This is a genomic window from Streptomyces sp. NBC_01477, from assembly GCF_036227245.1.
In the GTDB taxonomy this organism is placed as follows: Bacteria; Actinomycetota; Actinomycetes; order Streptomycetales; family Streptomycetaceae; genus Actinacidiphila.
In genome coordinates this window covers 42,170-65,517 of sequence record NZ_CP109445.1, presented here as the reverse complement: position 1 = coordinate 65,517, position 23,348 = coordinate 42,170, and the positions used below count along the sequence as shown (strand labels likewise).

Here is a 23,348-nt window from a genome sequence, read left to right as displayed (position 1 = left end):
GGCGCGGGTCGGACGGCCGACTCGGTCCAGGTCCGCGGATGCCGGGATCACCGCGAGCACGATGTGGGGAACAGCTTTCAGGCACAACTCCGCCGTCGCGTCCGGACCGGCTGCGGTACGCGCCTGCTGGAGCTTTGGCAGACCGGCCGGCACAGCTGCGTCGGCCGCCTCGTCGAGAACCTCGTCAGCGGTGAGCTCACCGCCTGCCACCAGCTGGCGGCCACGGCCCTCGGCCGCATGCGCCGCTAGGGGCCGTCATGGACGAAGGACGCCCAGACCGTCGGGTCGGTCAGGTGGTCCGCGCGCAGGGCGGCCACCGCCCGGTGCAGAGCCCCGGCCGTGCCGGTGGAGTCGAGGCCGGCCGGGCCTGCGAGATGCCGGTACAGCTCGGCGGCCACCTTCGCCGCCGCCTGGTCGTTGACGCTGCCGAGCGTCGCCACCACGTGCCGGAAACCGGCCATGCGGAACGCGCCGGCCGGGTGGATCGCCTCGTCCATGAGGTTGCCGCCGCCGACCCGGGTGTGGCATGCCGAGAGGAAGGCCAGTTCGGCCCCTTCGTGGCGGAGCCCCGCGATGTCCAGCACGCTCAGGTCGCCGTCCCGCAGGCACAGCCCGGCCGAGGACGGCGAGGCCATGTCGAGCCCGCCGTGGCACGCGAAGTGCGCCCACGCGTGGCCGGGCAGCAGCTCCCCGACGGCCCCGGTGGTGGCGGCGCCGTCGAGCAGGACGGTCAGCCGCTCGCCGTCGAGCACCTCCGTCAGCGCCGCGACCTCCTTCGCCACCCCCGGCAGGGCGGTGTGCCCCCGGCCGGTGTCGGTCACCCCGACCGCCAGCACCCGGCCCCCTGCCGCTGTCGGCCGCCGCCGGCTTTCGACGAGCGAGGCCAGCGTGGTGGTGTACGAGGACACGGTCAAGAACGGCAGGCCGACAGGCTCGGGACCCCCGGGGCAGGACGCGGTGAGCGGGTAGCGGCCCGCCGCGTGCAGGGGCGCGTTGGCCAGCGAGGCGGTGGGGCACCACCAGATCCGGGGCGGCACCGTGCCGCCGCCAAGCGCCCTGAGGCGTTCGAGGACCGGGGAGACGATGCGGTCCCACAGCCACTCCAGCGTCTTGTGCGCGGTGTGCCGGGCCCTTTCGCCGGCCAGAAGGCCGGCCCCGGGGCCCACGGATTCCTCGCGGTGCCGCACGTAGGTGTTGACGACCTCGTCCGTCTCCCGCATCTCCACCTTTTCCAGCGGGACGACCTCGACCCGGCGGTCCGGTAGGACGACGATCGCGTCGCAGCGGATGCTGCTGATGTTGACGATGACCACCGGGCCCTCGGCCGCGGCAGTCGCGAGCGTCTCGAAGCGGGGCGGGGCGAGGAAGTCCTCGAATCCTTGGAGGGCCCGCGCCTGCGCCAGCTTGTGCGCCCACCGGGTCCCCAGCCGGAGCCGGGCCTCCGCGTCCAGCGCCTCCGCGCCCGGCTGTTCCTCCGCCTCCGGCTGCTCCTCGCCCAGCGGAGTCGCACCCGGCCGATACGCGTCCGGCGGCTCCTCGCCCGGCGGCTCCTCGCCCGGCGGCGTCCCGCCGGTGGTCGCCGTGCCTGCCACGAGGGCCGAGCGGATCTGCTCCAGTTCAGCCGCCAGGCCGGATTCCCGCGCGGACAGGGCGGCGAGGTCGCCCCGCAACTGGAGGGCCGCATGCCACAGCACCGACCGGCCCTGCTCCAGCAGTTCGACGGCGAGTTCGGGACGGCCGGTCTCGATCGCCAGCGCGGCCGCCTCGCGGGGCATCGCGGCCCCGTCGCGCAGGCTCCGCTCCTGGTCGTCCCGGTCGAGGCCCATCCACCCGAACTCCTGCATCAGCCGGACCGCGACGACGGAGCCCGCCAGGGCGTCCTCCGCGTCCCCCGCCTCCCACGCGGCACCCGCCCAGAACCTGGTGGCGAGCAGCCGGTCCTGCGGTGAAGAGCCCGGAGCCTGGGCCGCCCTCCGCAGGGCGTCCAGCGCGGCCTCGCGGTCGCTGCTCGGGCCGCCGAGCCGGTGGCGGGTCAGCAGCGCGGTCGCGAGGTCGAACGTCACCTGGGAGTAGGCGATGTGCCCGGGGGGACAGGTCTCGGCGGCTGTGGTGAAGGCGTCCACCGCCTCCGATGCCGTGGCGTAGGCGTCCACCGGCGGTTCGGGGGCCTGTGCGCGGGCACCGCCCCCGGGCGCGGTGCCCGCGTCGTCCGCCGCCCCGGGGCCGTCGCCCGGAGCTGCGGCCCCCTCGGCAGGCTCCCCGGCCGCTTCGGCGACGTTCCGCAGCACGCGCCCCAGCGTCCAGTGCGCGTCGAGGCGGGACAGGGCACCGCGTGCGGTGGCCGCCGCCTCCCGCGCCGCGGTGACGGCCGCCGTACGGTCGTCCGCGGTGTCGAGCAGCACCGCCAACCGGGCCAGCAGCATGGAGCGGCGGGCGTGGCCGGGCGGCGCCGCCTCCAGCGCGCGGCGGACGGCCCCGGCCGCGTCGGGACCCTCCGCGGCGAACGCCGCGGCGATCAGGGTCTCCAGGTGGTGTTCGGCCGCCCCCGGCCCCTGGCCCACCCGCTCCGCCTGCTCTTGCGCAGCCCGGCGGTCGGCCTCGCGCCCGGTCAGGTCGGCCCGGGCGTGCAGCGCGCTCGCGAGGTTCGTCGCGGCACGTACGGTGTGCCGGGGGTCGTCACCGCTACGGGCCGCGCCCAGGTTTGCGACCGACGCGTTCAGATCGTCCAGCGAGCCCCGCCGCGTGCCGCGCACCAGCAGCGCGGCCCCCAGGCTCCCCAGGGCCAGGGCGTCGCCCGGCGGTGCGAGCGCGACCGCCTGCTCGCCGAATGCGACCGCGTCGTCCAGCCCGCTGCCCGTGTCGGCCCGTTCGGCGAGCCTGGTCAGCGCACCGCACAGGCTCGCCGCGAGGGCCATCCGCCCGTGCGGATCGCCACCGGGCTGCGCCAGCACCGGGCGCCCGACCTCCTCCACCGCCCACTCCAGCGGTCCTGGCTCCTCGTCGGCCTCGAACCGGAGGGCCAGCACGGCGATCAGGGCCTGCGCGGCGAGCGGCCGCCGGGGGTCACCTGCCGGGACGGCTTTGAACGCCGCAACCGCCGCGCCGATCGCCTCCTCGCGGTCGACGCTGCGCCCGTAGAGCTCGTACCGCTCACGGAGCAGGTCCCGGAGAGCGGCCAGCATCTCCGCCCGGAGGGGATCGCGCTCGGAGGCGGCCTCCACCGCCCGCCGGGCGAGGGTGACGGCCCGCACCAGCGACGCGTCCTTCCCGGTCAGGCCGAAGACGCGGTACGCGGTCTGGGCGTCCCGGTGGAGCGCGTGCGCGTCCGCAGCGGGCCGGGCCGGCCGCCGCCGGGGGAGGTGCCACTTCCGCCGCGGGGTCCGCGCCGCCGGCCGCTCGCCCTCGGCCATGGCAAGGAGCGCCCGCGCGTTGCCCGCTGCCTGCGGGTGGCCCATGGCCTCCGCCGTGCGGAACCAGTCGAGCGCCTTCGGGTCTCCCGCGTTGTGGAGCAGCACCCCGAGGTTGTTGGCGGCCTCCGGGTGCCCTCTGAGATGCGCCCAGGTGTAATACCGCTGCGCCACTGACAGGTCGCCCCGCCGCTCGGCCAGCAGCCCGCAGTTGTACATGCCCCCCGGGTCGCCGAGCCCGGCCGCCTCGAGGAACAGCTCCTCCGCCTCGGCGGTGCGCCCGAAACCCTCCAGCCGAACCCCTTCGACCACCAAGCCGTGCGCGTAACTCCCCAGCTTCTTCACGGCGTCGCCGGGTCCCGGTCCGACGTCCGGGCCTGCCAGGCCGTCCGAGCCCGCCGCGTCGTCCTTCTCCGTCGCCATACGTGGCCCCCCCCAGGCACTGCGAAGGATAGTCGGATTTCCTGCCAGGATACGACGTTACTCACTAACATATGGGCATGTCCGACGAAGCCGGGATCAGCTATTCCGCGACCACCGATTACCACTGGACCATGCGCGCCTTCGAACTCCTCACCTCCGCGAACCTGACGGTCGAGCGGCACGAGGCGGGGGGCGCACCGTACTTCGTGGTGACCGGTCCGTGTCCGCGCTGCGGCCACCACTTCGCCGACCGGCAGGTCACCGTGGCGCTCACCGGCCTGTCCGGCCCGAGCAGAGGCGAGAGCTCCGACGCCGCCGACGTGGTCTTCCTTGATCTCACGTGCAGTTGCGGGACCGCGCACCAGGACGCCCCCCGGGGGGCGACCGGGTGCGGCGTCAGCTTCCGGATCGGCATAGAGAAAGCCGCGGGATGAGCCCCGCGTTCCGGCTGCCGCCGCGGCCTCCCATCGAGGCCGACCTGGCCGAACGCGACCGCTTCCAGGCCCTGGTACGGGACTCGCTCCCGAACGTCCGCGCCAGCGCGGAGGCATGGCGCAACGGCCTGGCGGCGTTCGTCACCCTCGTGGGCACGGCGGTCGTTGTGAAGGGCCGCACCACCGCCGCGGACCTGCCCGTCGGCTGGCGGCTCGCGGTCACCGTGCTGATCGGCGGCGGCCTCGCGCTGGCCGTTGCCGGGCTCTGGCACGCCCTGGCCGCCCAGGCCGGCTCCCGCTCGCTGGCGGTCACCCTGGCCGACATCCACCGCGAGTACGGCTCGCTAGACGCCTTCCACCTAGCAACGGCGATCCGGGCCGCCCGGCTGCTCACCCGCGCTCGGCGGGCCGTGGCGCTCGCCCTGGCCTGCCTGTTCGCGGGCATCGCCCTCACCTGGTGGGCGCCGGGGGAGACTGCGGGGCACGACTCGGGCAGGCTGCGCGTCACCTACGGCACCGGCACCGTCTGCGGCACTTTCGTCTCCTCCGGTGGCGACGTGCTCCGCCTGGCCGTCGCGGGGCAGTCCGCACCGGCCGCCGTACCGCTGGCCGGCGTCACGTCCATCACGCCCGTCGCCGCCTGCGGCTGAGCTTGTGCGTCAAGAACGCGCTTCGCGCCGTGCTGTCGCGCAGCACAAACTGATCACCTCCGCCGCCATCGTGACCGAGGCGGAACTCGGGATCGGCGGCGTGGCCCCCGCCCTGTGCCCGAGGAGCAACCCGGTGGGTCAGGCGCTGACTGGAGCAGGCTGCGGGTCGCCGTGGCGGCTCATGCCGACCACTCGGGCAGCGGACAGGAAGCGCACGGCGACGAACAGCTCGCCGCTGATGCCGTGGTCCGTGATTGCTGACGGCCTCAGCGGGTTGGCCCGCAGGCTTACGGGGTCGCTGCCGTCGCCGAAGCGTGTGTCGCTGCACGTGGCCAGTGCGCGGCCGTCGGGGCTGAAGGCGAGGTCGCTCAGTCCGGCGCCGACGTCCGGACGGGAGATTTCGAACACCGCGGCGGCCTTGCCGGTGGACAGGCGCCAGATGTAGGCCCGCGTGGAACTCCCGCCTGCTGCCAGCGTCGTGCTGTCCGGGCTGAACGTCAGGGCGGTGACCCGGTCGCCTGTGTGCGTGGTGCGCAGGGACGGCGCGGCGGCCCAGCTGTCGGTACGCCACAGTGCCACGCTCGACTGGCCGGTCGAGGCCGCAAGCCAGTTGCCGTCGGGGCTGACCGCGGTGCGCAGGATCGGGTGGGCCGTCGAGGCGCCCTCCGGTCTCAGAACCTGGAGCACCGTGCGCATGGTCGAGTTGAGGATCGTCACTGTCCCGTCGCTGTGTCCCGCGACGACCCGGTGCTCGATCCTGTCGACGGCCAGGCACGTCACCGCGGGCACATGGATATCCCAGTCGAAGCCGCGGATGGGCCGGAGTGTCTCGTATGCGCGAATGCGTCCGTTCCTCGTCGCGACGAGGACGGTCGAGGGATTGAAGAAGGCGACGTCGACGGCGGGCGAGCCGGCGTGGAGGGTGACCACGTCGGTCGGGTCCGTGGTGTTCTCCAGCCGTACCTTCCCGGCTGAGTCGGCCGTGGCCACGAGCGTCCCGTCGGGGCTCACCGCGAGGCCGGTGTTGTGGGCGTGGCCAGACAGCAGGTGCCGTGTTCCGTACGCTGCCGCGCCGATCGCTCCGGCCGCGGCCAGGCCGCCTCCGGCCAGCAGGAGGCGTCGGGAGGGACGGGGCTGCCGCAGGACGGCGGCAGCTTGGTCCGCCGACGACCGCGTGGCCCTCTCGTCGGTACCGAACGGCGCGGGCGGTCGTCCGCCGGCCGGCTCTAAGCCGCGTACGGGCTGCGCGACGCGGGCTGTCTCTGTGCGGCGGGTATGGAAGTCAGGCGGCCGCGCGGTCGGCACGTGACCGCCGAAGGGCGGCGCGGGCCGGACGACGGCCGTCGGGATCGGGACCGGCGCGGGATCCACCCGCGTGGGGCGGCCGGCCAGCGGCCGGCGCGGGGCCGGCTTCGGCTCCGCCGCCCCCTCCGCTGCGGCCGCGGCCAGAGCGCGGGCGGCCGCAGCCGCCGAAGGGCGGTCCTGGGGCCGTTTGGACAGCAACTGCTCCAGCAGTCCGGCCAGTAGGCCGGCGTGCAGTGGGGGGTCGACGGGCGCGTGCATGATCGCGTGCTTCAGGGCCTCTTCTTCCTGCACGGGGAAGGGCAACCTCCCTTCCACGGTGGCGTAGAGGGTGGCGCCGAGCGCCCAGATGTCCATGGCGGTGTCGGCCGGGGCGCCGGCGGCCTGCTCCGGCGCCATGAAGTGCAACGACCCGAGTACGGTGCCGGGCTGTGTCAGCCTGGTGACGGTGTTGTCCAGCAGCCGTGCGATGCCGAAGTCGGTGAGCACCACACGGGAGCCGGGACCGAGAAGGACGTTCTCCGGCTTGAGGTCGCGGTGGACGACTTCGCGGGCGTGCACGTGCTCCAGCGCCTGCGCAACAGCTGCGCCGATCTCCGCTGCCCGCCGCCAGGGCAGTCGGCCGTTTTCGGCGTGCTCCTCGAGTTCGTCGTGAAGTGAGTGCCCTTCGATGAACTCCATGACCATCCAGGGCATGCCGTCGACTTCGAGCACGCCGTGCACGGTGATGACGGCCCGGTGCCGGAACCGGGCCGAGAGCTGCGCCTCGCGGCGCATCCGTGACGCCAGCGCGAGGCGCAGCTCTCGGCTGGTGCCCTCTGGCGTGACTTCCTTGACGGCCACCGTCCTGCGCAGGACGAGGTCCTGCGCGCGCCAGACCCGGCCCATCCCGCCCTGTCCGATCACCTGCTCCAGGCGGTAGCGGCCCCCCACGATCTGTTCTTCCACCCCGCTCATGGCCGCCACTCTAAGGCGGTGGCTTACGGTTGGCAGATCGGTTCGCCGTACGTCTCACAGGTTGGGTTCGCCAACCGGACACCTGAGCCGGCTGCAGCAGGCCGCGCCCTGCGTGCGGGCTGGCTGGCAGTTGGCGGCCGGTGCCGGCGAAGCTCTTGAACTTTTGCGCAGTCCGGCGACCAGGTCGGCAACCGACCGCGCAACCAGAGACGTAACCAGCTCGGCAACCACCTGTGCACGCTGTTCCGTCAAGACCGCGTCGGAAGCCGGCCCGCCGCTGTGGCCGGACCTGGACCGCAGCCGGGCTGGCAGACAGCGGACACCGGCCGCAGCCGACATCCGGGGCAGTTCCTCGGCGGCGCCGTCACAGGGGCGGAAGGGTCCGGCCGCCCGCGGCTCAGCCGCGGCACCACCGAGGCGGATCCGGTCGCCGCCTGCGGGCGGGCCTGTGGCCGCCGTGCCCGCCGCTATCTCCGGTTCGTGGAGCAGCGACTCCGCCGTGGTGCACTTCAGTGCCGGGCAGATGATGTCCAGATCATCGGGACGGACCGTCGTGGGCGTGCCCGTCCACAAGGCCGGCATCCTGCCTGCGCTGATCTCCGGCCCGGCATCTGATGCTCAAGGGGCCCGATAACCCCGGTGGTGTCCCGCAGGAGGTCTTCGACCAGATCCAGGCCGGCGTCATCGCCGAGCGCTCGCAGTTCCGGAAGGACACCGCAGTCGGCTTCTCCAGCGCCGATCGGCCGGGGAACAAGGTCACCCAGGGCGACAAGGACGCCTTCCGGCTCGTGGCCATGCGCAGGAGACCATCGAGGGCGGCGTAGCCTGCGTGGACGCCTTCACGGACACGGACTTCACCGTGGACCTCAAGAAGTTCGACGTCCCCACCCTGGTCGTCCACGGCGACGACGACCAGGCGGTGTCCATCGACGCCACCGGCCGCAGGTCCGCGCAGATCACCCCGACGCCGCCTTGAGGGTCTACGAAGGCGGCTCGCACGGCATCGCGCTCGTTACTCGGCGGCAAGGAGGAGTTCAACCGCGATCTGCCCGAGTTCTTCCAGCACTGACGCGGGTCGCCCCGGTCGAGGCCCTGGGCCGGACACGCTCGGACCGGGTGATGCGCCGCCCGGCGCCCTCGCGGGAGGAGTTCTTCCGGACCCACCCGAAGGGCGGCCGGATGCCCAGGCACGGCGGGGGGGTCTTCGGAGACGCCGCCACCTGGGGCGCGGAGCAGGCTGCCACGGTCACCGACACCCCCTCTGCGGCAAGGCCACCGCCCAGGTGTGGGACCGGCCGCACCTGCGGCTGACCCAGCGGGCCGCCTGGCTCGACCACGACGGCCCGCTGCCCGTCACCGAGGGCCGAAAGGGGCGTCCGAAGCTTTCCTGTAGCTTCGGACGCCCCTCGTGACCGGCCTGAGGGCTGGCGGCCAGGGGGGCGAGGTAGGCGTGTCAAGGGCCAGCCGGTTCGCCACGGTCCTCAGCCCCCGGCGCCGGACGTTGTTGACCAGGCGGAGGGCCCGGTTGCGCTCGGTGCGGGCCTTGTGCGGCTGTTCTTCAGGCGGGCGTCTCAGCGGTGGCTGTCAGGACCGCGCGGCCGAGAATGTGGCCGGCCATGGTGAAACCGAGGGCGGCCGGGGTGGCGTCGGCGGGTACGCCGATGGTGTCGACGTCGAGGGCATGCACCACGGTGAAGTAGCGGTGCGGGCCGTGTCCGGCCGGCGGGGCGGCGCCGATGAAGCGGGCCGCGCGGGCGTCGTTGGGCAGTTGGAACGCGCCCCCGGGCAGGCCCGAGCCGGTGTCGTCGCCGGCACCTTCGGGCAGCTCGGTGACGGGGGCGGGGATGTCGGCGACCGCCCAGTGCCAGAACCCGGACCCGGTGGGGGCGTCGGGGTCGTAGACCGTGATGGCGTAGCTCTTGGTGCCTTCCGGGGCGCCGCTCCAAGAGAGCTGCGGGGAGACGTCCTTCCCGCCGGGGACGCCGGAGAGGCCGGAGTACTGCTCGATCGACCAGGGGGCGCCATCGGTGACGGTGGTGCTGACGACGGTGAAGGAGGCTGCCTCGGGGAGACGGGCAAAGGGGTCGTTGGAGCTCATGGTGTCGTGCCTCTCAGGTGTGCTGTGGGGTGGCGGTGATGCGGTCGGCGGAGGTCCCGCCGTGGTGGCGCCAGGAGGCGACGTAGTCACGCTTCCGCTCACCGCCGAGATCGATCATAACGCAGATAATCGATTATCACTCGGATCGTCTATTGTGTGGGCATGACCCAGACGACTCACACCTCACCCCCGGCGGAGAAGCAGATCCTCTCCGAACAGGTCTACACACACCTGCGGGACGCGATCATGCGCGGGGACCACGCCCCCGGTGATGCCCTCAAACCCCAGGACCTCGCGAAAGAGCAGGGCGTGAGCCTGGCCGTCGTGCGTGAGGCGCTCGTGCGGGTGGTCGGCGAGGGCCTCGCCGACCGGCTGCCCAACCGCGGCTTCGCCGTCCCGGCGTACTCCGACCGCCGCTGGCAGGAGATCGCGGAGGCCCGCCGGACGATCGAACCGGTCATGCTGCGCATGGCCGTCGAACGCGGCGATGTGGACTGGGAAGCCCGCGTACGAGCCTCCCACCACCGTCTGACCCGCACCCCGGCGTACGTGGCAGAGGAGGGCGAGCACTACAGCAGCGCCTGGGCCGAAGCCCACCGCCTCTTTCACCGCACGCTGCTGGAGGGGTGCGGCAATCCCGTCCTGCTGGAGACCTTCGACCGGCTGTGGACCGCCAGCGAGCTGGCCCGGCGCTGGTCGGCGCACCGCAACCCCGACCGGGACGGCGCCGCCGAGCACCGCCGACTGGAGGAGGCTGTGCTGGCCCGCGACGCCGACACCGCATCCGAGGTACTGATCCGGCACCTCACCCAGACCGCGGCCGGGCTGACCGGCTGCGCCCACCACGAACCCGGGAGGGAAGCCTGATACGCCTCGGCCGCCTGGCCGCACGACCACACCTGATCATCGACACCGGAGCCACAGCATGACCACCTTTCAGGCGAGCACAGGCCGCCACTGCCACAACGCCGTCAGCCCTCTGCACACAGCCGTGTATTTCGCACCGGAGCGGCAGGACGAACTCGCGGGGCTCGGGCTGGAGCGCGGGGCCATGTCCTACTACGCGGGCCGCGCTGCCCCGCTCGGCGCTGTCGGTGCGGGCGCGGTCACGGCGACGTTCTACAACTTCAACCACGAGCATGTGAAGCGGTACATTCCCGCCGCGTGGACGGTCACCACACCGGAGGCGGTGCTCGCGGCGCTACTGCGCGGCGTGGACGGGATGCTGCGACGACAGCTCGGACAGGAGGTTCTCGCGTCGAAGGAGATGGCCGAGGCAGCTGGGCTGGCGCTGCGCGCCACCGAGGCGTGCCACCGCGAGGCGCGCCCGCTGTACGCCGCGCACGCCGGCCTCCCGGTGCCTGAGGAGCCGCACCTGGCCCTGTGGCACGCCGCGACGCTTCTGCGCGAACACCGGGGTGACGGTCACCTCGCCGCTTTGGCGATCGCCGGCCTGTCCGGCATCGAGGCGCTGGTCCTGCACAATGCCACCGGCACGGCACCGACATCGGCGTTGTTCATGCGGACCCGCGGGTGGTCCGCACAGCAGTGGGACACCTCTCGGGACCAGTTGCGCGAGCGCGGCCTGCTGGACGAGGCCGGCGACCTCACGCAGGGGGGCACGGCCCTGCGCGGCGAGACCGAGGTGCTCACCGACCGCCTCGACGCCGCCCCGTACGACCACCTCGGCCCGGCCGCCACCGCACGCCTCACCGAACTGGCCGGCAGCTTCTCCACGGCCCTCAGGGCAGCGGGCGCCTTCCCCGCGGTGCACTTCGGCAAGGGCTGAGGTCGAGGCCGCGACAGGGCCCCTACGGTGATCACCACGACCTGCGGGGAGGGCTTCCGACCTCCGGGGCGAGGTGTACGCATGTACTGCGTCAGCGTCAGGGGGGCGGGGCGGCGTGACGATCGGACCGGTGACCGATCTCGGGAGTGGGGGCGCGCTTCGGTTGCTGCGCGCTCGGGCCGTGCCTCTGTCCGCCCCGCCCGCGTCGTACACCGCGGCGGTCGAGCGGTACCCACCGGCGCGGGCATCGCGAAGTCCTCCGCGCGGATCTGCGAGTGGGCGCCGTGGTGGCAGCGGCTGCGCGTCAGCCGTTTTCGCTTGTTGATTGCCTGGTCATGCCATGTGGACGTGGGGTCCGTCTGCTGTCACGGGGTGACCCTGCGGGTGCCGTTCAACGTTGAGGCCGGGGCGGATCGGCTGTCGTGGGGGTGGCTGCTCCTGTGGGCGGTTCCGCGTATTGGCCCACGCCTGTTGTCGCACCCGGCCGGGCCGCTGCACATTCCCCCGCATGGAATACGGATAGGTGCGGTGGACGCGTGGCGTGCGTGGCCTACCTGCGGGCGTTCGGCCGCCGGTGGGCACGGCGGCCGCGGCTGTGCTGAAGTTCGCGCGGGTCCGCCCGGATCTGGGGCGCGGTCGGCGCGGGGCGGCCGTGCGCGGCCTGTCCGTCCAGCAGGTTGTCCACCAGTCGCGCCAGGCGGTCGATCCTCGGGTTGCGCCTCATGGCCGTCTCCTTCGGTCGGGTAGCGGGGGCTCGGTGCCCGGTCGGTGATGCCGTACTGGCCGCAGGTGCCAGTCGTCGTTCTCGTGTCGGCGGTGTCGCAGGTCTGTTCGTCACACCCGGACAGGGGCCGGTCCTGGTCGTTGCTCTGGCACGAGCTCGGTGGGTGTTGCGGTTGAGTAGGCGTACTCATGCCGGGCGAGGGGCGGCTGCCGCACGCTGGTCGCACAGCGTGCGGCGTATCGACCGACTGCCCGCCGATGACACAGCAGCAGCCGATCTCAGGGAGACTCCATGTCCAAACGCATCGTCGTCATCTCGCTCGTCTCAGCTGCCGCCGTCGCTGCCGGCGCCTTCGTGATGGTCACCTCCGCGGACGCCGCGGCGCCCGCGGAGCCGGCCATCACGAAGGCCGCGGCCCACTACGCCCCGTCGGCCGGCGGTGCCGGGCCATCGCTGGCTTTCACCGCTACCGTGGCCGACGACTCGGGCGTGCAGAGCCTGAAGGTGCTGGCGTGGCCGGCGAGTTCGGGCCTGGCACCCAGGGCCGGTGAGATGAAGGCCGTCGAGAACGCCACGTGCAGGACGACGTCGTCCACGACCTCGCTGTGCACCTACAGAATGAAGGACTCCGCCAAGGACGCGGCTGCGATGCCCGGGGGCACATCTGGTATGTCTCCGCGCTCGCCACGGCCAAGGGCCGTGACACGACCTTCGCGCCCAGTGCCGCGACCTTCACCGTCACGCACTGACACAGGAAGACACGGTTGGAGTCGAGCGGCAGGGGCGGCGGTATGAGGGAAAAGGCGCGGGCGGCGGAGCGGCGCCGGGGGCCGGTGGTGGCGCTCGGGGCGGTGCTGGTGATCATGGCGGTGTCCGGGTGGCAGCCGGTGGACCGGGTGACGTGGGTGATGGAGACGTTCTGGGTGATCATCGGTGTGCCGCTGGTCCTCGCGCTCTGGCGGCGGTTCCCGCTGACCGACCTGCTGTGCTGGCTGCTGGTACTGCATGCTCTCGTGCTGGCGGTCGGCGGCCACTGGACGTACGCCCAGGTCCCGGCCGGGAACTGGGTGCGGGACACCCTCGGACTCTCCCGCAACCCCTACGACCGGCTCGGCCACCTCATGCAGGGCTTCGTCCCGGCCATCCTGGTACGGGAGCTACTGGTCAGAACATCGCCGCTGCGCCGCAGCCGGTGGCTCGCGCCGCTCACGGTCTGCGCCTGCCTGGCCTTCAGCGCCTTCTTCGAGATGCTGGAATGGTGGTCGTCCCTGATCAGCGGCCACTCCGCGGACGCTTTCCTGGCCACCCAAGGCGATGTCTGGGACACCCAATGGGACATGTTCTGCTGCCTGATCGGGGCAGTCCTCTGCGTATTGCTGCTCAGCCGCGTCCACGACCGCGCCCTGGCCGCACTCGCCCCGGGCACGACAGGCGGTACCGTCGAGGACGCAGCCGTGCCTGCTGCGGACGCCGGCCCGCAGCGGAACGGCCTGTCAGCAGCAGAGGGTCTGTCAATTTAAGGGCTGATCTTGGCTGTTGAGGTTCAGTTGTTGGCCGGGGTGAGCCGGCCCTCGAAGGCGATCTGGAAGGCGTTCAAGGGTGCCTTCCAGCGCGTGGTCCAGCGCTTGCGGCCCTTGCCGGCCGGGTCCAGGCTCATCAGTGCCAGGTAGATGCACTTCAGGGCGGCGGCCTCGGTGGGGAAGTGTCCGCGGGCCCGGACGGCCTTGCGTATGCGGGCGTTGACGGACTCGATGGCGTTCGTCGAGCAGATGACGGTGCGGATCTCGACGTTGAAGGAGAGGAAGGTCACGAACTCGGCCCAGGCGTTCTCCCACAGCTTGATGATCGCCGGGTACTTCTTCCCCCGGGCGTCCTGGAGCTCCCCGGAGCGTTCGGCCGCCGCGGCCTCGTTCGGTGCGGTGTGGACGGGCTTGAGCGCCTTGGCGATCTTGTCCCAGTCCTGGCGGGCCGCGTAGCGGAAGCTGTTGCGCAGGAGGTGGACGATGCAGGTTTGCACGATGGTGCGGGGCCGGACCGTCCCGACCGCGTCGGGCAGGCCCTTGGGCCCGTCGCGGACCAGCATCAGCACGTCGTCCAGGCCGCGGTTCTTGAGCTCGGTGAAGACCTGCAGCCGGTATTTCGCTCCCGCGCCGCCGTCGCCGGCCCAGATGCCGAGAATGCCGAGGATGTCGCGGGTGCCTTCGACGGTGACGGCCATGACGACGTGGGCGGGCCGGTTCGCGACCTTCCCGTCCCTGATCCTGACGTTGACGGCATCGACGAACAAAACGGGATAGACACGGTCAAGTGGCCGGTTCTGCCATTCGGCCATGCCCTCCATCACCTGGTCGGTGATGGTGGAGATGGCCTGCTCGGAGACCTCGGTGCCGTAGACCTCGGCCAGATGCGCGGAGATCTCCCCGTGGGTGAGTCCCTTCGCGGACAGCGACGGCACCATCTCGTCGACGCCGGTCGGCCGTCGCTGCCGCTTCCTGACGATCTGCGGCTCGAAGCTGCCCTCCACGTCCCGGGGCACCTTCACCCCGACCGGTCCGACGTCGGTCAGCACGGTCTTGGACCGGGTGCCGTTGCGGCTGTCGCCGGTGTTCCGGCCGGCCGCGTCGTGTTCGCCGTAACCGAGGCGGCCGGTGATCTCGCCCTCCAGGGCAGACTCCAGCACCCGCTTCGCCAGCTGTCGCAGAAACCCGCCCCCGCCGCTCAGCTGCACGCCCTCGCTCCGGGCCCGGTCGACCAGCATCGCGATCAACTGCCCGTCCGACGCGGCCACAGCGACCGGCTCAGCCACGGACTCGCGCTCGATGGTCATCTCACTCACTTGGCGTCTCCATGATCAACAGATCCGCCGTTTATTAGACACTCCCGAATGGATTCGCGCCGTCGTGAACCCCCGGATTGCACGGGTTCATTGGACGCGTCGGTCTCATGTCGGCAAACGTTCGTTCGACGACATGCGCGGCTCGGTGGGTGGCGGCCGGCTCAGGTTGAGCGCAGGCAGAAGGGGTGTCCGGCCGGGCTGGCGTAGACGCGGCTGCCGGTGCGGGTTTCCGGGGCGATCTCGTCGGTGGGGCGCAGCCGGGTGGCGCCGGCGTCGGTGGCCGTGCGGTCGGCGGTTGCGAGGTCGTCGACGCCGAAGTCGAGGTGCATCTGCTGGGAGGTGCCGTCCGGCCAGTTCGGGGCGGTGTGTCCGGGGGCGGACTGGACAACGATCACCGGGAGGCCGGGGGCCTGGACGAAGTGGTGGGTCGGCGTGGGGGTGAGGGTGCCCCCGAGCAGCCGGTGCCAGAAGGAGCTCTCCTTCTCGATGTCGGCGGCGTCGATGATCACGGAGGTCAGGGTGATGGGCATGGGGTGTCCTGTTCGTGCTGTCGGTGGTTGCTCAGACGGTCGGGATGATGCCGCCGTCGACGCGGAACTGCGCTCCTGTGAGCCATTTCGCGCGGCCGGAGGCGAGGAAGGCGATCATCTCGGCGACGTCCTCGGGATCGCCGGGGCGGCCCATGGGGACGTTCAGGTGGTCCACGATCTGCCGGGTGACCTCTTCGGTGGTGATGCCCTGCTTCTCGGCCATGTGTTTCAGGTGGGCGGTGGCACCGTCGGTGACGACGAAGCCGGGAAGGACGCAGACCACGCGCACCCCGTGCTCGCCGACCTCGGTGGCCAGTTCGCGGCTGTAGGTGTTGAGCGCGGCCTTGGCGGCGGCGTAGGACGCCTCGGTGCGCTGAGGCAGCTGGCTGGCGATCGAGGAGACGTGCACGACGACGCCGGAGCCCCGCTCGGCCATGCCCGGCACCAGGGCCCGGTCCAGACGCACGGCGCTGAGGAGGTTCATCTCCAGGTCAGCCAGCCAGGATTCGTCCGACCGGCTCAGGGTCGGCGCCGGGGAGCTCGCCGCGCCCGCGTTGTTCACGAGCACATCCACGCCGCCCACCTGGTCGACGACGCGGCGGCCGAGTTCGGCCACTCCCTGCTGCGTGGAGAGGTCCGCCGCGAGGAATGTGGCACCGCTGTCCTCCTCGGGCCGGCTGCGGGAGGCCGTCAGCACGGTCGCGCCCGCGGCGACGAAGCGGCGCACGGTCGCCGCGCCCAGGCCCCGGCTGCCGCCGGTGACCAGTACTCGAAGGCCGTCGAGGCTGTTGTCCGTGATGGGCATGGGTCTCTCCTCCGTAAGATGAACCTGACTCCGGAAAAGGTACACGTAAACGGAACCAGACTCACTTTATGGGGGTTCTCTTGCCGGCATCACGCCCGCTGCGCGCCGACGCGCAACGCAACCGTGAGGCACTGCTGTCCGCGGCCCGCCAGGCGTTCCTCGGCGGTGACGCCGACGCGCACGTCGAGTACATCGCCCGCAGCGCCGGCGTCGCCGTCGGAACGCTCTACCGCCACTTCGAAACCCGGGAAGCGCTGATCGAGGAGGTCTACCGCAAAGAGGTCGACGACCTGTGCGCCACGCCCGGCGTCCTGCTGGACCAGCACGCCCCGGAGGAGGCGCTGCGGCGCTTCCTGCTGCTGCTCGTGGACCACGCGGCGGTGGGCAAGGGGATGTCCAGTGTGCTGGAAAGCATCATGGCGACGGACTCACACGTCTTCGACGACGCACGCACCCGTATGGCAGGCGCCCTCTCCCTGCTGCTCGAAGCCGGCAGCGCGGCCGGCACCGTCCGCGACGACGTCACAGGCTCCACCCTTTTGCGCGCCCTGGGCGGCATCTGCGGAATGCGCGCCACGCAAGGCTGGCTGGTCGAGGCCCGGCAGATCACCGCCCTCCTCTTCGACGGCCTGCGACACGCCGCCCCGCAATCACCCTGAGCCGGGGGCCGCACGCCGTGCGCCGCCGGCCGGGTGAGCTGCTCTGAGTTTGGTGGAGTCCCTGATGCCGGGGTTACGGTCCTGGCGAAGGAGAACCATCAGCGTCATGCCAGCACCCCGTACGTACCACGATGAACTCCGTGAGCGTGCGATCCGCGAGGTCCGTACGACCGGTCGCCCGATCGCGCACGTCGCGAAGGATCTGGGCATCCACAAGGAGGCCCTGCGCGGCTGGGTCCGCCAGGCCGAGGCCGACCGCGGCGAACGCGATGACCGGCTGACCACCGCAGAGCAGGACGAGCTCAAACAACTCCGCAAAGAGGTAGCGGAGTTGAGGCGGGCCAACGAGATCCTCAAAGCCGCCAGCGTGTTTTTTGCCCAGGAGATCGACCGTCCCCGGACGAGGCCGAGCAGGTGATCGACCACCTGCGTGACAGAGGTCTCGGGGTCGATCCCGTCTGCCGGGTTCTTGAGCTGTCGCCGTCGACGTACTTCGCCCGCAAGAAGCGGCCGAAGTCGGCGCGCCGGCTCCGTGACGAGCAGCTGATGCCGCTGATCGAGCAGGTCCACGCGGAGTCGGGCGGCACGTACGGCGCCCGCCGGATCACCCGCGCGCTCGGGCGCAGGGGCCACCAGGTGGCCCGCTGCACCGTCGAGCGGCTGATGGCCGAGCTGGGCCTGGAGGGCGTCATCTGTAGCCGGCGGCGCCGCACGACCGTCCCGCAGCCGTCGGCGCCCCGGCCGCCGGACCTGGTCGACCGCGACTTCACCGCGAGCCGGCCCGACCAGCTGTGGGTCGCCGACATGACCTATGTCCGCACCTGGTCCGGATGGGCATACGTGGCGTTCGTACTGGACGTGTACTCATGGATGATCGTCGGCTGGCAGGTCGCGAACCACATGCGGACCGAACTTCCACTGGACGCACTGGAGATGGCCCTGTGGAGGCGGAGGATCGAGAAGGACTCCGGCCTCGTCCATCACAGCGACAGGGGCTCGCAAGGCGGATTCAACTGATCGTCGCAACACCTTGTGATCACGGAGGTGTTGGATGGTTCGTCGCCAGCAGGCAGCCGACCGGGCGCTGCGGCCGAAGCTGAGATCCCCGGGACATCCGAAGTATCAGCGTCCGGTCGAGACGGCGTTCTGGACGGAGATTGCCAAGGGACTTCTCGCTGAGGAGGCCGCCGCCGTCATCGGCGTGGCGCCGGCGGTGGCGACCCGCTGGTACCGCCAGTGTGGCGGGATGTGTCCGTTCGATGCGAAGCCACCCTCGGGCAGGTACCTGTCGTTTTCCGAGCGAGAGGAGATCGCGCTGCTCAGGGCCCAGGGCAAGGGAGTGCGCGAGATCGCCCGGAACGTCTGTCGTGATCCAGGCACCATCTCCCGCGAGCTGCGACGCAACGCGGCCACAAGAAGCGGGACGCTCGACTACCGGGCGTCGGTCGCGTAATGGAAAGCGGATATGGCGGCCAAGCGTCCGAAGACAGCGAAATTGGTCGACAATCCGAGGTTGCACGCCTACGTCCAGGAGAGGCTGTCCGGCCAGATCACCACATCGGGTGGCATGCCGATCGCGGGACCGGTGACGGGCTCGTGGACGGGGCGGAACAAGCCGCACCGCAAGGATCGCGCGTGGGTTCAGGCATGGAGCCCAGAGCAGATCGCGAATCGGATCAAGCTTGATTTCCCGGATGATGAATCCATGCGCATCAGTCACGAGGCGATCTACCAAGCCCTCTACATCCAGGGCCGCGGGGCGCTGAAACGCGAGCTCATCTTGTGCCTTCGGACCGGCCGCGCTCTGCGGGCGCCGCGGGCGCGTTCACGGCGCAAGACCTGGGCGCACGTCACGCCGGAGGCGTTGATCAGCGAAAGGCCCGCCGAGGCTGAGGACCGCGCTGTCCCCGGCCACTGGGAAGGGGACTTGATCATCGGGCTGGAGCGGTCGGCGATCGGCACCGTTGTCGAGCGGTCGACCCGGTTCACCATGCTGATTCATCTGCCCCGCGAAGAGGGATACGGAACGATCCCTCGAACGAAGAACGGCCCCGCACTGGCCGGCTACGGAGCGATCTCCATGAAGAAGGCACTCGCCAACACGATGTCGATGCTCCCCGAGCAGCTGACGCGGTCGCTGACATGGGACCGCGGCAAGGAAATGTCGGCGCACACGCAGTTCAGGGTCGAGACCGGTATCCCCGTGTTCTTCGCCGATCCGCACAGCCCGTGGCAGCGAGGCACGAATGAGAACACCAACGGACTCCTGCGCCAGTACTTCCCGAAGGGCACCGACCTCACACGCTGGTCCGCCGAAGAAATCGAAGCTGTCGCTCACGCGCTGAACACAAGACCCCGCAAGACACTTGGCTGGAGGACCCCGGCCGAGGCATTCAACGAGCAGCTAGTCTTGCTCCAGCAAGCCGGTGTTGCAACGACCGGTTGAGTCCAGCCAATACGTATCGATCCGGTATACCGACCGGCTCGCCGACATCGGCGCCGCCGCCTCCGTCGGATCAGTCGCCGACAGCTACGACAACGCCATGGCCGAGGCCCTGAACGGCACCTTCAAGGCCGAGCTGATCGAGATGCAGGGCCCCTGGAAGGACATCGACCAGGTCGAACGGACGATCTTCCAGTGGATCACCTGGTACAACGAAGAACGACTCCACTCCGCACTCGACTACGTACCGCCCGCCGAGTACGAACAGGACTACTGGCGAAGCCAGGAACCTGTCCCACAGTCCGCCTGAAACAAGATCACCGGACTCTACGAAACTCGGGGCAGCTCAGTTCTAGCCCTTCTTCTCGCGGAACAAGACGCGCGTCTTGTCATATGAGACATCACGGATAGCGTGCGCCCTTCAGTGCGCGGGGCGGGGCACGTCCTCCACGCCGAGCCGGTACCAGTCGTCGCCGGCCACCACATGTGGGTCCGGCCGCGGTCGAACGACTGCGCCGAGGGCGGCAGCGGCAGGCCCCCGGGAGGGTCAGCCGGTACCGGCCGCTGACGTGCAGGACCTCGTCGCCCCCGGTGCCGACGGTCAGCCAGTCGCGCTCGTCCCTGTCCCCGCCGACCAGCGCCAACCTGGACTCGTCGTGATCAGCGCCCCGGCGCCGCCGGCGGTGTTGCGCCAGGCGGAGACGGCACCGCCGCGTACTCTCACGACCGGCAAGTCGGTGCAGTAGCAGGCCCAGGCATGCTCCCTCGAGCACGTTGAGCGCATAGCACCCGCTGATCACACCCGCGGACGGCCCCGCCTCGTAGGGGAACTGCCACGCCGGCCGCAGGTCGGGCGGGAAGTGGACCAGTTCGTGCCGTCCGATGGACGCGGGTGAACCGGTCCCAACCCAGGGGTAGGTGCCGCAGACCCCCTTGCACCTTGGTCGGAGCACTGAACCAGACGAACGCTGCCCCCGGGTCCGACGATCTTACGAATGACCGTCTCAGACCCACGCTTGGAAGGTAGGACAAGCGCACGTCGGGACGCAGAGGATGAACGCCCAGCGTGTCGGCATGGGACGCCGGTCGGCGGCGGCCTCAGCGTCTGGCGCTCTCACGGACGTGCTGGGACAGCCCGCTCCACCAGCCGGACAGGGGCTGGGCGGGGGCCGTCCGCGCGTGCTCGTCCACGAGACGTACGAGGAGGTCGAGTTCACCGGCCATGGCGAAGCCGTAGACGAGCCGCTTGAGGACGCGGTGCCGCTCGGAGGTGTCCGCGGGCCCCTGGGTGTGCTGGTGGAAGACGGCGCGCCAGTAGGTCTCCGGGCTGCGCCCGCCGATGTGCCCGAGCGCGTGCACGGCGGCCAGGACGACACCCCGGGGCAGGCCTCGCGCCAGGGTGAGGTCGGCGACCACGGCCCGCTGCTCGGGGCCGCCGAGGACCCGCAGCGCGTCGAGCACCGGAACGGCGCGGACCTCGGTGCGGACGGTCGCTGGCCGGCGCAGCTCCGCGGCCAGGGAGGCGGCAACCTGCGGTCCGTACGGGCTGGCGTCCAGCAGCATCGCCGCGTAGAGCCGGATGTCGGCGATCGGGTGCTGGAGGAGGTCGTCGACCACGGAGCCCAGCACGGCGGTCGCCTGCGGGGGAGAGTCCAGCCGGGCGACGACACGTGAGACGGTGACCGCGGCCGTGACCGGATCGGTCAGCGAGCCGTGCGCGACAACGGCCCGAACCACGGGGTGGCGTTCGGCCGCTGCGGCGGCCAGGCGCGCGGCGTCGGCTGCGGGCAGCGGCAGCCGGTGCAGGAGGACGGCGGCCGCCTCCACCACGGGCGCCGGGTGTCCCGCCCGCGCCCCGTCGGTCAGCACGCCCTCCACCACCGCCGTCAGCATCCGGGTCTGCGCGGCGTCGAAGTGGCGCTTGCGGGTCTTGCGCGCGCAGGCCAGCAGTGCGCCGTACAGGCTGTCGGCGGTGGTGGGGTCGGTGAGCTGGCGCAGCACCGCCCGCCCGGCGTCGGGGTGCGGACTGCCGTCCAGCGCGCACACGGCCTCGATGAGGCCGGCGTGCTCGGACCGCTCGGCGACGGCGGCACACGCCGCGATGGCGTCGGGGCCCCAGCGTGGGTCGGCTATCAGGCGGCTGAGCGCCTCGAAGCGGCGCATCCACGACGAGCCGCCGGAGACCAGGGTCTCCTCGAGCAGTCGCCGCACGACTGCCTCCCGGATGCGGCCGGGGGAGACGTGCCCGCCGCCGTGGGCGGCCCATCGGGTCAGGTCGTCCCAGTCGGCGCCGGTCAGCACCCCGCCGTCGAGGACGCGGTCGAGGAGCGGGTCGACGTGCCGGCGGTGGCCTTCGGGCGGCCCGTCGCCGCTACCCCGCAGGAAGGCCACCGCGGCGGCACCTCCCTCGTAGCGGGCGACGGTCTGGATCGGTAGGAGCAGGCGGTACGGCGCGAGGCCGAGCACGTCCTCGTACCGGCGGACGCACGCGGCGGTCACCGGGACGAGTCCGTTCTCCCAGCGGGACAGGGAACTGGGACTGACGCCGCCCGCGAACCGCGCGTCCTCGCGATACGCGCGAGCGAACCCCGGGAGCCGCCGGAGCCCGGAATCGGCGTGCCGCAGCCGGTGCGCACGCAGCAGCCAACCGGCCTGCGTCTGCCAGGAACTCCACCGGATCACTGCGGGTCCCACCGCCGCTCGCGCCATGTCCGCCCCCTCGCTCGCGCGCCACCCCATCCAGTGCCGGCCGGGCCCACCACTCTCACCACGTTTCCGGCGCGCGGCGAGAGGTTTTCCGGACATATGGGGAACCAGGGAGGCACGGGACGCAGTGCGGCAAAATGTGCCAGGCCGGATTGGACCGGACGAGGCCGCTTCGGGTCGCGCCGGGCACGGCCCGGGCGGCGGAATCCGCCCCGGACGGCCCTAGCAGACAACGCGCCTCACTACAACGGACGTTGCACGCCGAAGGAGCGCGGTGGGACGGCGCGGCCGGGCGGCGGCGGGCGCTCGTACAAAGGGAACACCGGACATCCGACCGTCCGGTTCCAGCCCGCCTCCTCCAGCAGGCGCGGCCGACACGAGGAGATCACATGAGGAGACCCGCGCGCTTCGTCGCCGCTTGCCTTGTCGCCGCCGCGGTAGGCGTACCGCTCACGACGGGCACCGCCACGGCCGCCACCGGTTCGCAGTACGACTACACCGACCCGGCGGCGACCGGATGCTCCGGCAACGCGATCACCTACTGGAGCAAGAACCTGCTCAACCCCGCCAACGGCGCGGTGACGGGCGTGGTCGAACTGCGCTACTCGCGCACCTGCCAGACCAACTGGGTCCGGGTGAACAACTACGTGGGCGGCGCTGTCGCCGAGAAGATCATCGTCCGGCCGCGCACCCTCCTGCCCCAGGGCGGCTCGCTCGACTACGCCCAGGACGTCACCGACGACGCCCTGACCGGCTACAGCTACGGCCTGCAGTTCTACGCGCCGGCGGGCGTGTGCGTCGAGGTCGGCGGGGTCATCCGCCTCAACGGCGTCGTGGTCGGCAACAACGGCCAGACCTTCGACCTGGTCTGCTGACGTCGCGGGTCGGGCCGTCCGGGGCGGGCGGCGCCGCAACGACGCGGCGCTCGCCCCGGACCGGGCGGGACCGTTCAGACGGTGGCGATCGCCGGGTCGCTGGCGCGGGCCGCGCCCGTCTCGACGTGCCCGGCGAAGCGCCGCACGAACGCGGAGTCGCCGCTCGACGTCACGGTGATGTCGCACCAGCGGTTGCCGGCGGCCACACTCCAGCCGCTCACGGTCCGCGACGCGCCCGGTTGAACGGTGTAGGCGCAGTGCCGCGTCGGCGCGTACGCGCCGGTGGCGGTGAACGTGACGGAGGCGCTGCCCGCGTTGGCGAACGTCAGGGTGACCTGTCCGGCTCGGGGGGTTGTGGCTGCGGGCGTTCAATCGGCTGATCTCCGGCGGCCGTGGGAGAGATCGAGCCCGTCCGACAGGCTTACTCCCGCCCGTGTCCGCCGAGGTTTTCGGCACCTCGGCCCGACGGTCACCTGTCCCACCCGAGCGTCGAGACCCTCCTGGCCCGGGCCGGGACGGCCACCGGCCGCAGGAACACCCGACCCATCCCAGGCCGCGACGTGCGCACCACCGGAAAGTCAGGTACGAGACCGAAGAAGTCCACGATCCCGCGACCACGCCGCACGGATTAACCTCGGGCTTTCGCTTGGAGTCCGTCCGGATCATGGGCGGGAATGCGAAAGTGCCTTCTGACCTGGGACGATGAACCT

At 71.6% G+C, this 23,348-nt stretch carries 20 protein-coding genes and 4 pseudogenes; 14 read left to right on the top strand and 10 right to left on the bottom strand.

Annotated features, from left to right (window positions below; translation table 11 throughout):
• Window positions 1–245: 245 nt before the first annotated feature.
• The gene (locus tag OHA86_RS00330) at window positions 246–3,830 is read right to left on the bottom strand and encodes a CHAT domain-containing protein (protein ID WP_329171365.1); all 3,585 of its coding nucleotides are present in this window, start codon (window positions 3,828–3,830) and stop codon (window positions 246–248) included.
• 77 nt (window positions 3,831–3,907) lie between these two features.
• Here OHA86_RS00330 and OHA86_RS00325 point away from each other — a divergent pair, with 77 nt between their 5' ends.
• Window positions 3,908–4,264, top strand: a complete 357-nt coding sequence (locus tag OHA86_RS00325; protein ID WP_329171363.1) for a hypothetical protein — start codon at window positions 3,908–3,910, stop codon at window positions 4,262–4,264.
• Window positions 4,261–4,914: a hypothetical protein gene (locus OHA86_RS00320; RefSeq protein ID WP_329171362.1), complete on the top strand. Its 654-nt coding sequence runs from the start codon at window positions 4,261–4,263 to the stop codon at window positions 4,912–4,914. The genes OHA86_RS00325 and OHA86_RS00320 overlap by 4 nt, the downstream gene beginning before the upstream one ends.
• Window positions 4,915–5,052: 138 nt before the next feature.
• Here the strand turns inward: OHA86_RS00320 and OHA86_RS00315 are convergent, their stop codons facing one another.
• Entirely contained in the window at window positions 5,053–7,173 is a 2,121-nt protein-coding gene (locus OHA86_RS00315) for a protein kinase domain-containing protein (RefSeq protein ID WP_329171361.1), read from the bottom strand.
• 54 nt (window positions 7,174–7,227) lie between these two features.
• Window positions 7,228–7,770 carry a helix-turn-helix domain-containing protein gene (locus OHA86_RS00310; protein ID WP_443071955.1) on the bottom strand — a complete coding sequence of 181 codons (543 nt, stop codon included), beginning with the start codon at window positions 7,768–7,770 and terminating at the stop codon, window positions 7,228–7,230.
• Between the two features lie 14 nt (window positions 7,771–7,784).
• On the opposite strand from OHA86_RS00310, the pseudogene OHA86_RS00305 reads away from it, so the two are divergent.
• Window positions 7,785–8,242: pseudogene (locus OHA86_RS00305) on the top strand (alpha/beta fold hydrolase); the annotation flags it as partial.
• Window positions 8,243–8,731: 489 nt separating this feature from the next.
• Here OHA86_RS00305 and OHA86_RS00295 read toward each other — a convergent pair.
• Window positions 8,732–9,271 carry a YbhB/YbcL family Raf kinase inhibitor-like protein gene (locus tag OHA86_RS00295; protein WP_329171356.1) on the bottom strand — a complete coding sequence of 180 codons (540 nt, stop codon included), beginning with the start codon at window positions 9,269–9,271 and terminating at the stop codon, window positions 8,732–8,734.
• A 162-nt stretch (window positions 9,272–9,433) separates the two neighbouring features.
• Between OHA86_RS00295 and OHA86_RS00290 the strand changes: the two genes are divergently transcribed.
• Window positions 9,434–10,138, top strand: coding sequence for a GntR family transcriptional regulator (locus OHA86_RS00290; RefSeq protein ID WP_329171354.1), 705 nt, complete (start codon window positions 9,434–9,436; stop codon window positions 10,136–10,138).
• 58 nt (window positions 10,139–10,196) lie between these two features.
• Entirely contained in the window at window positions 10,197–11,060 is an 864-nt protein-coding gene (locus tag OHA86_RS00285; RefSeq protein ID WP_329171352.1) for an SCO6745 family protein, read from the top strand.
• Between the two features lie 550 nt (window positions 11,061–11,610).
• Here the strand turns inward: OHA86_RS00285 and OHA86_RS00280 are convergent.
• Window positions 11,611–11,784, bottom strand: coding sequence for a hypothetical protein (locus OHA86_RS00280; protein WP_329171350.1), 174 nt, complete (start codon window positions 11,782–11,784; stop codon window positions 11,611–11,613).
• A 291-nt stretch (window positions 11,785–12,075) separates the two neighbouring features.
• Between OHA86_RS00280 and OHA86_RS00275 the strand changes: the two genes are divergently transcribed.
• A complete protein-coding gene (locus OHA86_RS00275; protein WP_329171348.1) occupies window positions 12,076–12,579 on the top strand; it encodes a DUF5707 domain-containing protein in 504 nt (167 codons plus the stop codon).
• Window positions 12,576–13,304: a DUF2238 domain-containing protein gene (locus tag OHA86_RS00270; RefSeq protein ID WP_329171347.1), complete on the top strand. Its 729-nt coding sequence runs from the start codon at window positions 12,576–12,578 to the stop codon at window positions 13,302–13,304. Before OHA86_RS00275 ends, OHA86_RS00270 begins: the two co-directional genes overlap by 4 nt.
• Window positions 13,305–13,327: 23 nt before the next feature.
• Here OHA86_RS00270 and OHA86_RS00265 read toward each other — a convergent pair whose 3' ends face one another.
• The 3 genes from OHA86_RS00265 to OHA86_RS00255 form a co-directional block, all read right to left on the bottom strand.
• The gene (locus OHA86_RS00265) at window positions 13,328–14,611 is read right to left on the bottom strand and encodes an IS256 family transposase (protein WP_443071954.1); all 1,284 of its coding nucleotides are present in this window, start codon (window positions 14,609–14,611) and stop codon (window positions 13,328–13,330) included.
• A gap of 170 nt (window positions 14,612–14,781) precedes the next feature.
• Complete coding sequence (locus tag OHA86_RS00260) at window positions 14,782–15,150, bottom strand: VOC family protein (protein WP_329171346.1); 369 nt, start codon at window positions 15,148–15,150, stop codon at window positions 14,782–14,784.
• Between the two features lie 31 nt (window positions 15,151–15,181).
• Window positions 15,182–15,955: an oxidoreductase gene (locus OHA86_RS00255; RefSeq protein WP_329171344.1), complete on the bottom strand. Its 774-nt coding sequence runs from the start codon at window positions 15,953–15,955 to the stop codon at window positions 15,182–15,184.
• An 80-nt stretch (window positions 15,956–16,035) separates the two neighbouring features.
• On the opposite strand from OHA86_RS00255, the gene OHA86_RS00250 reads away from it, so the two are divergent.
• The 5 genes and pseudogenes from OHA86_RS00250 to OHA86_RS00230 all read left to right on the top strand — a co-directional run bounded on the left by OHA86_RS00250 (window position 16,036) and on the right by OHA86_RS00230 (window position 19,367).
• Complete coding sequence (locus tag OHA86_RS00250) at window positions 16,036–16,614, top strand: TetR/AcrR family transcriptional regulator (protein ID WP_329171343.1); 579 nt, start codon at window positions 16,036–16,038, stop codon at window positions 16,612–16,614.
• 106 nt (window positions 16,615–16,720) lie between these two features.
• A complete protein-coding gene (locus OHA86_RS00245; protein WP_329171341.1) occupies window positions 16,721–17,032 on the top strand; it encodes a transposase in 312 nt (103 codons plus the stop codon).
• On the top strand, window positions 17,029–17,631 hold the full coding sequence (locus tag OHA86_RS00240) for an IS3 family transposase (RefSeq protein ID WP_329171339.1): 603 nt from the start codon (window positions 17,029–17,031) through the stop codon (window positions 17,629–17,631). Before OHA86_RS00245 ends, OHA86_RS00240 begins: the two co-directional genes overlap by 4 nt.
• 34 nt (window positions 17,632–17,665) lie before the next feature.
• Window positions 17,666–19,060 (top strand): annotated as a pseudogene (locus OHA86_RS00235) (IS30 family transposase).
• Window positions 19,044–19,367 carry an integrase core domain-containing protein gene (locus OHA86_RS00230; RefSeq protein WP_329171338.1) on the top strand — a complete coding sequence of 108 codons (324 nt, stop codon included), beginning with the start codon at window positions 19,044–19,046 and terminating at the stop codon, window positions 19,365–19,367. The pseudogene OHA86_RS00235 and the gene OHA86_RS00230 overlap by 17 nt, the downstream one beginning before the upstream one ends.
• A gap of 788 nt (window positions 19,368–20,155) precedes the next feature.
• Here the strand turns inward: OHA86_RS00230 and OHA86_RS00225 are convergent.
• Entirely contained in the window at window positions 20,156–21,766 is a 1,611-nt protein-coding gene (locus OHA86_RS00225) for a hypothetical protein (protein WP_329171336.1), read from the bottom strand.
• A gap of 386 nt (window positions 21,767–22,152) precedes the next feature.
• On the opposite strand from OHA86_RS00225, the gene OHA86_RS00220 reads away from it, so the two are divergent.
• Window positions 22,153–22,638, top strand: a complete 486-nt coding sequence (locus OHA86_RS00220; RefSeq protein WP_329171335.1) for a DUF2690 domain-containing protein — start codon at window positions 22,153–22,155, stop codon at window positions 22,636–22,638.
• A gap of 74 nt (window positions 22,639–22,712) precedes the next feature.
• Here OHA86_RS00220 and OHA86_RS00215 read toward each other — a convergent pair.
• Window positions 22,713–22,979 (bottom strand): annotated as a pseudogene (locus OHA86_RS00215) (phospholipase domain-containing protein); the annotation flags it as partial.
• Window positions 22,980–23,010: 31 nt separating this feature from the next.
• On the opposite strand from OHA86_RS00215, the pseudogene OHA86_RS00210 reads away from it, so the two are divergent.
• Window positions 23,011–23,270 (top strand): annotated as a pseudogene (locus OHA86_RS00210) (NF041680 family putative transposase); the annotation flags it as partial.
• Between the last annotated feature and the right edge of the window lie 78 nt (window positions 23,271–23,348).

What these genes read in the sequence shown, in the direction of transcription:
- OHA86_RS00330 (WP_329171365.1), bottom strand. Translation starts at nt 3,830, where the DNA reads ATGGCGACGGAGAAGGACGACGCGGCGGGCTCGGACGGCCTGGCAGGC.
- OHA86_RS00325 (WP_329171363.1), top strand. Translation starts at nt 3,908, where the DNA reads ATGTCCGACGAAGCCGGGATCAGCTATTCCGCGACCACCGATTACCAC.
- OHA86_RS00320 (WP_329171362.1), top strand. Translation starts at nt 4,261, where the DNA reads ATGAGCCCCGCGTTCCGGCTGCCGCCGCGGCCTCCCATCGAGGCCGAC.
- OHA86_RS00315 (WP_329171361.1), bottom strand. Translation starts at nt 7,173, where the DNA reads ATGAGCGGGGTGGAAGAACAGATCGTGGGGGGCCGCTACCGCCTGGAG.
- OHA86_RS00295 (WP_329171356.1), bottom strand. Translation starts at nt 9,271, where the DNA reads ATGAGCTCCAACGACCCCTTTGCCCGTCTCCCCGAGGCAGCCTCCTTC.
- OHA86_RS00290 (WP_329171354.1), top strand. Translation starts at nt 9,434, where the DNA reads ATGACCCAGACGACTCACACCTCACCCCCGGCGGAGAAGCAGATCCTC.
- OHA86_RS00285 (WP_329171352.1), top strand. Translation starts at nt 10,197, where the DNA reads ATGACCACCTTTCAGGCGAGCACAGGCCGCCACTGCCACAACGCCGTC.
- OHA86_RS00280 (WP_329171350.1), bottom strand. Translation starts at nt 11,784, where the DNA reads ATGAGGCGCAACCCGAGGATCGACCGCCTGGCGCGACTGGTGGACAAC.
- OHA86_RS00275 (WP_329171348.1), top strand. Translation starts at nt 12,076, where the DNA reads ATGTCCAAACGCATCGTCGTCATCTCGCTCGTCTCAGCTGCCGCCGTC.
- OHA86_RS00270 (WP_329171347.1), top strand. Translation starts at nt 12,576, where the DNA reads ATGAGGGAAAAGGCGCGGGCGGCGGAGCGGCGCCGGGGGCCGGTGGTG.
- OHA86_RS00265 (WP_443071954.1), bottom strand. Translation starts at nt 14,611, where the DNA reads ATGACCATCGAGCGCGAGTCCGTGGCTGAGCCGGTCGCTGTGGCCGCG.
- OHA86_RS00260 (WP_329171346.1), bottom strand. Translation starts at nt 15,150, where the DNA reads ATGCCCATCACCCTGACCTCCGTGATCATCGACGCCGCCGACATCGAG.
- OHA86_RS00255 (WP_329171344.1), bottom strand. Translation starts at nt 15,955, where the DNA reads ATGCCCATCACGGACAACAGCCTCGACGGCCTTCGAGTACTGGTCACC.
- OHA86_RS00245 (WP_329171341.1), top strand. Translation starts at nt 16,721, where the DNA reads ATGCCAGCACCCCGTACGTACCACGATGAACTCCGTGAGCGTGCGATC.
- OHA86_RS00225 (WP_329171336.1), bottom strand. Translation starts at nt 21,766, where the DNA reads ATGGCGCGAGCGGCGGTGGGACCCGCAGTGATCCGGTGGAGTTCCTGG.
- OHA86_RS00220 (WP_329171335.1), top strand. Translation starts at nt 22,153, where the DNA reads ATGAGGAGACCCGCGCGCTTCGTCGCCGCTTGCCTTGTCGCCGCCGCG.